Annotated in this window: 11 protein-coding genes and 1 pseudogene; 4 read left to right on the top strand and 8 right to left on the bottom strand. The window is 70.5% G+C overall.

What is annotated here, in order from left to right:
- From K8V84_RS21545 to K8V84_RS21555, 3 genes and pseudogenes are all read left to right on the top strand, one after another.
- A pseudogene (locus tag K8V84_RS21545) lies at positions 1-177 on the top strand (sensor histidine kinase); the annotation flags it as partial.
- Positions 174-824 carry a response regulator transcription factor gene (locus K8V84_RS21550; protein ID WP_304077953.1) on the top strand — a complete coding sequence of 217 codons (651 nt, stop codon included), beginning with the start codon at positions 174-176 and terminating at the stop codon, positions 822-824. The pseudogene K8V84_RS21545 and the gene K8V84_RS21550, both read left to right, overlap by 4 nt.
- 132 nt (positions 825-956) lie before the next feature.
- The gene (locus K8V84_RS21555) at positions 957-1,970 is read left to right on the top strand and encodes a zinc-binding dehydrogenase (protein WP_304077956.1); all 1,014 of its coding nucleotides are present in this window, start codon (positions 957-959) and stop codon (positions 1,968-1,970) included.
- A gap of 11 nt (positions 1,971-1,981) precedes the next feature.
- On the opposite strand, the gene K8V84_RS21560 is transcribed toward K8V84_RS21555, so the two are convergent.
- Entirely contained in the window at positions 1,982-3,448 is a 1,467-nt protein-coding gene (locus K8V84_RS21560; RefSeq protein WP_304077959.1) for an SDR family oxidoreductase, read from the bottom strand.
- A gap of 199 nt (positions 3,449-3,647) precedes the next feature.
- Between K8V84_RS21560 and idi the strand changes: the two genes are divergently transcribed.
- The gene (gene idi / locus K8V84_RS21565; RefSeq protein WP_304077962.1) at positions 3,648-4,205 is read left to right on the top strand and encodes an isopentenyl-diphosphate Delta-isomerase; all 558 of its coding nucleotides are present in this window, start codon (positions 3,648-3,650) and stop codon (positions 4,203-4,205) included.
- A 9-nt stretch (positions 4,206-4,214) separates the two neighbouring features.
- Here idi and K8V84_RS21570 read toward each other — a convergent pair whose 3' ends face one another.
- The 7 genes from K8V84_RS21570 to K8V84_RS21600 all read right to left on the bottom strand — a co-directional run.
- Positions 4,215-4,514 carry a DUF6221 family protein gene (locus K8V84_RS21570; RefSeq protein WP_304077965.1) on the bottom strand — a complete coding sequence of 100 codons (300 nt, stop codon included), beginning with the start codon at positions 4,512-4,514 and terminating at the stop codon, positions 4,215-4,217.
- 130 nt (positions 4,515-4,644) lie between these two features.
- Positions 4,645-5,472 (bottom strand): glutamate ABC transporter substrate-binding protein, encoded by an 828-nt coding sequence (locus tag K8V84_RS21575; protein WP_304077982.1) that lies wholly within the window; start codon positions 5,470-5,472, stop codon positions 4,645-4,647.
- A 43-nt stretch (positions 5,473-5,515) separates the two neighbouring features.
- Positions 5,516-6,910, bottom strand: a complete 1,395-nt coding sequence (locus K8V84_RS21580; RefSeq protein ID WP_304077969.1) for a hypothetical protein — start codon at positions 6,908-6,910, stop codon at positions 5,516-5,518.
- A 234-nt stretch (positions 6,911-7,144) separates the two neighbouring features.
- Positions 7,145-7,852: an FHA domain-containing protein gene (locus K8V84_RS21585; RefSeq protein ID WP_304077972.1), complete on the bottom strand. Its 708-nt coding sequence runs from the start codon at positions 7,850-7,852 to the stop codon at positions 7,145-7,147.
- A gap of 10 nt (positions 7,853-7,862) precedes the next feature.
- Positions 7,863-9,212, bottom strand: coding sequence for a VWA domain-containing protein (locus K8V84_RS21590; protein WP_304077975.1), 1,350 nt, complete (start codon positions 9,210-9,212; stop codon positions 7,863-7,865).
- The gene (locus K8V84_RS21595) at positions 9,196-10,467 is read right to left on the bottom strand and encodes a PP2C family serine/threonine-protein phosphatase (protein WP_304077978.1); all 1,272 of its coding nucleotides are present in this window, start codon (positions 10,465-10,467) and stop codon (positions 9,196-9,198) included. The genes K8V84_RS21590 and K8V84_RS21595 overlap by 17 nt, the downstream gene beginning before the upstream one ends.
- 17 nt (positions 10,468-10,484) lie before the next feature.
- Positions 10,485-10,725: tetratricopeptide repeat protein (locus tag K8V84_RS21600; RefSeq protein ID WP_304077980.1), on the bottom strand; the 241-nt coding region annotated here is incomplete at its 5' end.

Below are 10,725 nucleotides of genomic sequence, written 5' to 3' on the forward strand. Positions count from 1 at the left end.
GTGGTGGACGACGGCCGGGGCGGGGCGAGGGGCCTTGGTCCCGCCGGGGGCGGTCACGGTCTGGTCGGGATGGCGGAACGGGCCCGGGTGCTCGGCGGAGAGCTGGCCGCCGGCCCGAGCCGACAGGGGTGGACGGTGTCGGCGACGATCCCGGTGCCCGAGAGAGGAACAAGTTGACGATTCGGGTGCTGCTCGCCGACGACCAGAGCATGGTCCGGACGGGTTTTCGCTACATGCTCGACGCCGAGGACGACATCGCGGTGGTGGGCGAGGCCGGGGACGGGGTGGAGGCGATCCGCTTGGCCGAGGAACTCCGCCCGGACGTGGTCCTCATGGACATCCGGATGCCCGGGATCGACGGGTTGGAGGCCACCCGTCGGCTCGCCGGGCCTGGGATCGACGACCCGGTGAAGGTGGTCGTGGTGACCACCTTCGACCTGGACGAGTACGTGCACGCCGCGTTGGCCGGCGGCGCCGTGGGCTTCCTGCTCAAGGACGCGGGGCCGGCGTTGCTGATCGAGTCGGTGCGGGCGGCGGCGCGCGGCGACGCCCTGGTGTCACCACAGATCACCGTGCGGCTGCTTCGGCACTTCACCCGGTCCTCGGCGTGGGGGGCCGCACCCGACCTTGGGGGGCTGACCGCCCGCGAGATGGACATCGTGCGCCAGGTGGCGCGCGGTCTCACCAACACCGAGGTCGCCGCGGAACTGTACGTCACCGTGAGCACGGTCAAGACCCACCTGGCCCGGGTACAGGAGAAGCTCGGTGCCCGCAATCGGGTGGAGGTCGCCATCTGGGCGCATCGCACCGGTCTGGTCGCCTGAACTGTCCCGCTTGGCGAAAAAGTGAGCGGGTTCTGACCCTTATGACCCGTGTCGCCCCCGTACGGACTCATGTGCGGAGCGTGATGATCGTGGGGGATCGCATTGCGACGACACGTCTGCGAGGAATACCCCATGGCCACCATGCGTGCGGCCCGGTTGAACATCACCGACCGGACCCTGAAGGTCACCGACGTCCCCAAACCGATACCCGAGCGGGGGCAGGTGCTGGTCCGGGTCAGGGCCGCGGGGGTCTGCCCGTCCGACGTGCACCTGGTCGAGGGGGGCCTGTTCCCGCTCTACCTTCGAGGAGACACCGTCACCCCGGGTCACGAGGTGTCCGGCGAGATCACGGAGGTCGGCCCGGAGGTCCTGGGTCACCAGGTCGGCGGCCGGGTGGCGCTCCAAGCGGGCGGACACGACCGTCGCGGGCGGCTGCTCACTCGCGGGGTGGACTACGACGGCGGATGGGCCGAGTACGCGTTGGCCGACGAGGACACCCTCGTTCCGATCCCCGACGAACTGCCGTTCGAACAGGCGGCGATCATCCCGGGCGCGGTGTCCACGGCCTGGGCGGCGGTGTCCACCACCGGTGACGTGCGCGCCGCGCAGGCGGTGTGCGTGTGGGGCGTGGGCGGTCTGGGCGTCCACGCGGTCCAACTGCTGCGGATGGTCGGCGCGGCCCCGATCATCACCGCCGACCCCGACGAGAGCGCGCGCAAGCGGTCACTCGACCACGGCGCCGACGAAGCCCTCGACCCCACTGCCCCGGACTTCCTCACCCGCCTCGGACAGCTCACCCACGGGCGCGGACTGGACGTCGCCTTCGACTTCGCCGGGGTACCGGTCGTCCGCGAACAGGCCATCCGGGCCCTGGGCGAACACGGGCGACTCGTACTGGTGGGGCTGACCGACAAACCGCTGGAGGTCGAGGACGGCACCCGGTTCAGCTACCTGCGCCAACAGATCCTCGGCCACTACGGTTCCGAGCCCGAACACGTGGTGGAGCTGGTGGATCTGGTGCGCGCCGGCCGCCTGGACTTCTCCCGTTCCATCAGCGACACGTTCCCCTTGGAGCGGGTCCCCGACGCGGTGGAACGCCTGGCCGGGCGGATCGGATCACCGATCCGCCTGGTCCTACGGCCCTGAGCCCGCGCGACCTACCAGTCGCCGGTCCTGTAGTCCTTGAGGAAACACCCGTACAGGTCCTCGCCCAGCTCACCGCGGACGATCGGGTCGTAGACGCGCGCCGCCCCGTCCTCCAGGTCGAGCGGGGCGTGGAACCCGGCGTCGGCGAGGCGCTCCCGGTCCGGGTGCGGACGCTCGTCGGTGATCCACCCGGTGTCGACACTGGTCATGAGGATGCCGTCGGACTCCAGCATCTCCTGGGCGCTGGTCCGGGTGAGCTGGTTCAGCGCGGACTTGGCCATGTTGGTGTGCGGGTGCCCGGGCCCCTTGTAACCGCGACCGAACACGCCCTCCATCGCGGACACGTTGACCACGTAGGTGCGGCGGGCCGGGGAGGACGCCAGTGCCGGACGCAACCGGTTCACCAGTAGGAACGGGGCGCTGACGTTGCACAGCTGGACTTCGAGCATCTCCACGGGGTCGATCTCCCCGGCCGTCCGCGTCCAGCTGTTGACCGGGGCCAGGTCGGGGACGAGGCCGCCGGCGTCGATCGCGCCGCCCGCACGGACCCGTGCGGGGTGGGCGGCTCCGGTGGTCAGCGCCAGCGAGGTGAGCATCTCCGGGGTGAGGGCGTGCGGTGCGACACGGTCGATGTCCGTCTCGCCGGCACCCTCCAGGGCCTGTGGCCGCACACCACCGAGCACCAGGGGTTCGGGCAGGCCGGCGCCGGTGAGCGGTCGGGCCTCCGCGGCGATGAGCGGTGCGTAGGAGTCGGGCGAGCGCCGTACGGTCTGCGCGGCGTTGTTGATGAGGATGTCCAGGTGTCCACGCGCACTCACCGAGTCGGCCAGCCGCAGGACCTGGCCGGGGTCGCGCAGGTCGATCCCGACGACGTCGAGCCGGTGCAGCCAGCGGTCGCTGTCGGGCATCGCCGCGAAGCGGCGCACGGCGTCGTTGGGAAAGCGCGTGGTGATGGTGGTGTGGGCGCCGTCGCGCAGCAGCCTCAGCGCGATGTACATACCGATCTTGGCGCGGCCGCCGGTCAGCAGGGCGCGGCGACCGGTGAGGTCGGTCCGGGCGTTGCGACGTTCCCGGTTGAAGGCCGCGCACTCCGGACACAGCTGGTGGTAGAAGGCGTCGACCTCGCGGTACTTCTGCTTGCACACGTAGCAGGGGCGGGCCTTGCGCAGCACCCCGGCGAGCACTCCGGTGCTGCCGCTGGTGAGCGCGCGGCCGTTGGTCTCGTCGTCGATCCGGTCCGGCGCCGCGGTGGCCGTGGCGGCCATGATGGTGCTGTCATGGAGCTTCTCGGCGGCTCGACGCTCCTTGCGTCGCCGTTCCTTGAGGGCCTTGAAGAGGCCGGATGTGGCCCGTTGGAGGGCGAGCGAGTCGTCGTGGTCAGGGGGCAGCGTCTCGGCCTTGGCCAGGACCTCCAGGCATCTCCGAAGGTCCTCCGGGTCGATCCCATCGGCCGTCACTCTGGTCACCGTCTCCGTCATCACCACACCCACCACTGTTCCTGGCGCCCGATCGACCGGGCCAACAGGAACCTTATGCGCAGGTTCGGACCGGAGGCGCCCGGCTCCTCCGACCATCCCGATTCGTATTCGCGCCCGTGAGGGGCGACCATGGGGGAGCATGGGGGAGTCAGCGTCGACATGTGCGGCACGAGAGGTGTCCGCCAACGAGGGAGGCAGCATGTCCCGGCCCGGTTCCGGACCGAGTACGGCAGAGCGCGAATTCGTGGTGCTGCTGGATGAGGAGCACCGTCCCACCGGTTCGGCGGACAAGGCCGTCGTGCACACCGAGGACACCCCGCTGCACCTGGCCTTCTCCAGCTACATCTTCGGCCCTGACGGCCGGGTGCTGTTCACCCGTCGCGCGCTGGGCAAGACCACCTGGCCGGGGGTGTGGACCAACAGCTGCTGTGGCCACCCGGCCCCGGGGGAGTCGATTCCGGACGCGATCCGCCGCAGGGCGCGTCAGGAACTGGGGATCGAGTTGACCGAGATCACCGACGCCCTGCCGGACTTCCGGTACCGGGCGATCTCGGCCGAGGGCATCGTGGAGAACGAGTTCTGCCCGGTGTTCTGGGCTCGTACCGAGGACGAACCCGATCCGAACCCCGACGAGGTGGCCGAATACGCGTGGGCGGGTTGGGAGGGCGTGGTCTCCCTCGCCGAAGACGCCCCTTGGGCTATCAGTCCGTGGGCCGTCGAACAGATCCCGCGCCTGGACGCGGTACGGAGGGGTTGACGCCCGCCCCTAATCCTCCCAGGTGGGGTCGTACAAGGGGTGGCCTCGGTAGACGGCGGCGAGGTACTTCACCGCGAGCCGCCAGGCCAGCAGTTCCGACCAGGGGTCACCCTTGACCTTCACGGCCGTTCCGGAGTCGTCCAGGATGCGCATGCTCGCGGTGTGCGCCTCGGTGTAGCCCTGGAGGATCTTGCGTTTGGCCGCGACTTCGGCCAGGGCTCTCTCCCGGCCTCGCGAACCCACGGGCACGGCTTTGGACGCGCGTTCGTCCTCATCGAGACGTTCCTTCAGGAACTCGACGATGGTCAACGGACAACTCCTCCTCTGTCCCCCAATTCGCTACATAAGGTTCAGTATCTGCCATATGGCCCATTCGAGCCACCCCGGTAGACCCCCGTCGACCGATGTTCCCCGGATGCCGTTCCCGGCCCGGGGCGCCTTAGTCACACCCCTCGAATTGGGGCACGCTGCGGACCACTTCGAGGCCGGTCTCACCGAACCACTCGTCGAGCAGTTCGGACGCCGTCCCGTCCTGGTACATCTCGCCGACCGCCTTGTTCACGGCCTCGCAGGCGGCCACGTCGCCATAGGGCAACCCGACCCCGTACTTCTCGTCGGTGAAGGGATTGTTGACCAACCGGAACCCTTCCGGGTCCTCGGCGAGGAAGCCGGCGAGAATCAAATTGTCGGTGGACACCGCGTCCACCTCCCCCGCGGCGAGCCGCTCGACGCAGGCGCTGTAGCTCTCCGCCTCCTGTAGTTCGGACACGTCGATCCCGAGCCCTTCGGTGATCCGGAGCGCCGAGTTGGAACCCTCGCCCTGGCAGACGCTGCGCCCCTCCAGGTCGCGGACCCCGGCCACGTCGTTCTCGTCGGAGCGCACCAGGATGTCCTGCTTGGCCACGTAGTACGGGCCGCCGAAGATCACCTCGGTCTTGCGGGCCGGGGTGATGGAGTAGGTCGCCACGACCATGTCCACCTCGCCACTGATCAGCTTGTCCTCGCGTTCGGCCGAGGTGACCCCGACCAGCTCCACGTCGGTGGCACCCAGCCGTTCGGCGATCTCGTGGGCCATGTCCACGTCGAACCCGACGAGTTCCCCTTCCACGTCCAGGCCCAACCCGGGCTGGTCGGCCTTGACTCCGATGGTCAACGACTCCTCGCCCACCAGGGACTCCTGGCCCCCCGCCGAGCAGGCGGGCGACACCAGCGTCACCGAGGCGGCCAGGGCCGCCATGGACCACGCGCGACGGCGTCCGAACCACATGTGCGTGTTCCCCTCGATCCGACTGTTCATCTCGATCAGCCCGTCAGCGGTACTCGGCGAGCCGGGGGCGGACCCCGATCACCACCAGGATCAGGAGGATCAGCGCACCGATCGGAAGGCCCCAGGTCCACGGCGCGAGCGCCGCGTTGCCCCGGTCGATGCCGGCGGTGAACTCCTCCTCGTGCAGGTCGATCAGCCCGTCCAGGGCGTCCGTGTAGGCGGGGAAGACCCCGTTCTCTGTGTGGGAGACCCCCATCCGGACGTCGATCGCGGTCTCCAGGTCGCCCTCCCGCGCGGCGGCGCGCAGGCTCTGGTCCTCGACCTGCAGGTCGTTGTAGGCCGCCAGCACCTCGGCGAGCGCGTCCCCGTGCCCTGGCAGCAACGCGTCCTGGGCGCTCTGCCCCAGATAACCCAACGTTCCGGGGTCATCGGGATCGGATCCGTCCGTTCCGGGCAGGTTCGGGAACGCCTCGGGGACCTCGGCGATCCGCGCGTAGTAGTCCTCCAGGTTGCTCGCCGGACGGAACAGCACCTGTTGGGACCGCTCCAGGTAGACCTGCTGGTAGTTGTCGGCGAACTCGCCGTCGATCAGGTAACGGCTCTGGTCGGCCTGCATGTCCGTGGTGATGGCACCCGCGCGCGCCAGCGCCATCGCGGCGTCCAGCCCCTCGTCCTTGGCATCGCTCTGGTGGCCGCCGCTGCTGTTGAGCGCGAGCGTGACCCCGACCGTCAGGACCACGGTCCCGACGGTCGCGGCCAGGAGCGGGGCGTTGAACCGACGACGGAACCGCACCCGCAGGTACAACTGGAGGGCGATGAGGGAGGCCAAGGTGGCCACTCCGACCCCACCGACCCACACCAGGCCCAGCGCGACCGAGGACCGCCCCTCCTCGTGGTTGGTGCGCACGATCGCCGACGAGTCCAGCCCCAGGTTGAACGCCTTGGGCAGAAGTTCGGTGTGCATCAACCGTGTGGCCCGCCGGTAGCTTCGCAGGGCCTCGGGGTCGACCTCCCCCGGCGGGGCTCCGGCCTCGTCGTTGAGCAGCCGGGCCTCCGCGGCCAACTGTTCGTAGGCGCCCACCCCGTCCAGGACCGCCTGGACGTTGTGCTCCTCGACCGTTTCGCCCTCGGTCGGCTCGCTCGACCCGGTCAACGAGGCCGCGTGGAGCAGTGCCTGGTTGGCCTGGGCCCGGCTGGTCTCGTATCCGTTCTCGGCCTCCTCACGTCCCGATCCGAGGTCGTGGTCGGTACCCATCAGGAGGACGTCGGCCACACGGGCGTCCATGTCGGCCAGGGCCAGGTACAGCTCGGTGGTGGCCATGGCCTGCGGGCCTGCGTCCCGGCCCAGGACGTCGAGTCCGTCCCGGGCCTGGCCGAGGGTGACCGTCGCGGACCCGAACAGGCCCACGATGGTCGCCACGCACAGCAGGGACAGCATCCACACCCGGGCCGGGGTGGTGCCCAGGGTCGCTCGGAGCCTCGGTGCCCAGGAAGGAGACCGTGGCGGGGGGCTCTTTCGTCCTGACGGCGAAGCGACCACCGTTCCGTTGGGGAGCGGCGCACCTGGCACCGGACCACCGGGGGCCTGTGGCGGTGGTCCCGGCGGCGGTGAGGGAGCGCCCGGCTCGGGTCGTCCCGCCACCTGTTCGGGGTTCGGGGGCATCAACGGGGTTCACCCCTTCTGGAGGAGGATGGAGGTCCATGCGCCGACGTAGATCCGGTCGCTGTCGTTCAGGGGGACCTCCACGTTGTGCGCTATGGGGTCGGCGGTCCCGTTGATCGTGGTCCCGTTGGTCGAGCCCGGGTCCACCAGCGACCAGGTGTCACCGGGGCGGGCCAACAGAATGGCGTGGACGTGGGAGATGGCGGGGTCTCCCCCGGGCCCGCCCAGGTCGATCTCGGGGAAGAACCCGCGCGAGCGGCTCCCCCGACCGATGTGCACGCGATCGCCCTTGAGGGACACCCTGCGTTGCCTTTGGCCGATGGGGAAGTCGATCCGGTCGGGATCGAGCATCCCCTGGTCGACCATGTACTGGTAGTAGGCGGGGTCGGCGGCCACGATCGCCCGCCAGCGCACCCCCGTCGGAGCGCTCCCGGGGTCCGACATCCTGCGTTGGTGGCTGCCGGACTGGGACGCGAAGTCGTAGCCGCACTCCTCGCAGAAACGGCCGGCCCGGGACGTGCCGCACTCGGGACAGGGGCCACCGCGCTGCGCCGGTACGGGTCCGGGCGGTGGCGGGTTCGGTCCGGGGGGTCGGGGCGGTTCCGGTCGACGCTGTCCGGAAGCGACCGGTGGGGCGGACTGTGCCTGCAGGCGCAGCCCACAGATGTCGCAGAAGTCGTCGGCCGTGGAGTGGTGCCCTGTAGGGCAACTCGGCATGGGGTCCCTCCTACCCGGGTCCGGGGGCACCGCCGGTTCCCGGCCCGTGCTGGCGGGGTCGGGTCCGTACGGTCCGGGTCGAGTTGGTGTCGAGGGTCATCTCGTCGACCTTGTCGACGCTGGGCTTGAGCCGGACGGTTCCGGTGACCGGGTCGATCACGTCGACGACCCGGTCGAGCAACCTCGCCGTCTCCTCGTCGCCCGACTCGTGTGCGAGCACGACGGCCCGCCCCAACCGTGTGGTGGCGGTGGCCTCGTCTCCCTCGCGACGGGCCGTGAGCCCGTCCTGAATCGCCCGGGCCAGTTCCACCTGACCCGTGTAGTGGGCCACCCGGGGGTTGATCTCGGTGGCCCTGGCCTCGTCCGGTGTCCACTCGGCGAGGATGTTCCCCGATGCCAGGACCTCGTCCCGGTCCGGGGTACGGCCGGGCATCACCACGCGCACCCATCCGGCGCGCAGTTGCCGTCCGGGGTCGCTCGCGGGTACCTCGACGCACACGTGGTAGTCGCGGCTCTCGGTGCCCCAGGACCCGGTCGGGTAGTCGTTGGCCTGCTGTACCCGTTGGACGGCGCGGTCGGTGAGGTCCTGGACCGTGGGCGCGACCTGTTTGACGAAACGCACCACGGAGTTCTGCGGAGCCCACAGGCGCAGCGCCACATCGGCGATGGTCTTGCCCATGGACGCCTGGGCCATCGCCCGGAAGTCGGCGGTCATGTCTGCGGGGTCGGCGATGATGCCGGGGCCGCCGCCCAGGAGCGCCGCGTCGATGCGGCGCAGCTCCTCGACCTTCCAGTCGGTGCCGACCCCGCGGCAGTCGCAGACGAACCTGCCCGCGAGCCGCCGGAGCACCCCCTCGAAGACATCGGACATCTCGTTGTTCTGACCGTCGGTGAGCAGGATGGCGTGCTTGATGCCCTCACCACCGGAATCGAACAGCTCCGCGGCCTTGAGCAGCCAGGAACCCATCCGGGTGCCACCGTCGGCGCGCAACCGGCCCACGGCCTCCAGGGCCTCCGCACGGGTCTCGTCGTTCACCTCGGCCAACCGGTCGGCGGTGGGGTAGATCATCTCGGCCTCACGGTGACCGGCGACGACCGCGAAGCGGACACCGTCGCGCAGGGTCTCGATCGCCGCTCGGGCCGCCTGCTTGGCCGCGTTGATCTTCTCGCCGTACATGGAGCCGGAGGTGTCGATGATGATCACCTCCGAGGCGCGCACCGAGGTCCCCACCAGAACTGGGCTGTTGGAGGTCACGCTCACCACGGCGTGCACCTCCGTACCGCCCAACGGCAGGTAGGGGTTCTGGTCCACCTGGACCCGGAACTCGGGGCCCCCGGCCCGGTCAGACGTGTTCGGCACGGCGACCCCCTGTGGGTACGGGTATGACGACGACGGTGATGTTGTCCTTGCCGCCGGCTCTCAGCGCCAGCCCGACGTAGGTTCTGGCGGCCTCCAGGGGCGCGGTGCCGGTGTCCGGTACGGCTTCGGCCAGGGCCTCGGCCTCCGGGTAGTAGTTCCACAGGCCGTCGCTGCACAGCACGACGGCGCCGGGTCCGGTCGGGGTCACGGTGGAGATGTGCGCGTCGATCTCGCCGGAGTCCGCGCCCATCCAGGCGATGAGCGCGTGGGCGTTGGCCGAGCGCATGGCCTCCTCCCGGGTCAGGGCGCCCATCTGCACCATCGCCTCGCTCCAGGAGTCATCCCTGGTGAGCAGGGTGGAGGCGCTGGAGGTGGGACCACCCGAAAGCCAGTAGGCACGGCTGTCGCCGACCCAACCGACGGTCACCGCCCCCGTCTTCGGGCAGGTCACGGCCGACACGAAGGTGCAGGCGGGCGCGGATTCGGGTGATTCGGCGATGGCCGCGACGGCCCGGGCGGCCTGGGTCATCGCCACGCCGGTGGCCTCGCGTGGGTCGGCTCCCCGGCGCAGACGTTCGGCGAGCACGGTCGCGCCCGTCTCGGCGGTGACCCTGGAGGCCTCGTCCGAACGGGGCGAGCTGGACACCCCGTCACAGACCACCGCGACGACCGCGCCCGCCGCGTGCGGAGCGTCGTCCCCGATCACCCGGACGGCCATGGCGTCCTCGTTGCGCTTGTGCCGCAGCCCGCGGTCACTGACCCCGAAGGCCGTCCCGGCGCGCACCTCGACGTGGTCGCGACCGGTGGGCTGGAGGAAACCGCACTTCTCGCAGTAGCCGTCCGCCACCCGCCCGGGGCACCACACGCACAGGTCGGGATCGGCGGCCACGGCCGGATCTTCGCCGGTGACGGGGGGCCGCCACTCTGGGGCCACGTTCGGCGACACCGGTACCGGATCCGTCCGCGGCAGCGTCGCTTCGCGGCGGATGGGTTGCGTGACCTGCGCGTCGACGCCGTCCAGCTCGGGCCTTCCGGGCCCCTCGGGCCTCGTGCCGACGTCGTCGGCCTCGGTGTTCGAGCCGACACCGGCCATGCTCTCCTGGGGCGCGGTCGGCACCGAGTCGGGAGCCGCGGCCTCCGGGTTCGGCACGGGGGCGTGCGCCTCCACGGGCAGGTTCCGGCCGCAGCCCTCGCAGAAGGCGTCGCTCATCGACACCGTTTCGGCGCAGGTGGGGCAGGTCCGGACCATCGTCATCGCCGTTCCTTCGATCCTCACAGCAGTGTCACGGGACGTAGGGAGTTCGCCTTGTCGATGAGCGCGTAACGCTCCAGGAGGCGACCGGCCCGTTGGGCCAAGGACCGGTAGCGACGTTCCAGGTTGGAGCGCACTCCGTCCTCGGTGAGCTCGTCGTCGAGAAGACGGGTCCCCGGGGGTGGGGCCCCGCCGGCCCGGAGCCATTCCAGCGCGGACTCCAGGACCCGTGCGGCCAGTCGATCGACGGACTCGCTGTCC

The sequence above is a fragment of the Nocardiopsis listeri genome, from assembly GCF_020741345.1.
Lineage (GTDB): Bacteria > Actinomycetota > Actinomycetes > Streptosporangiales > Streptosporangiaceae > Nocardiopsis > Nocardiopsis listeri_A.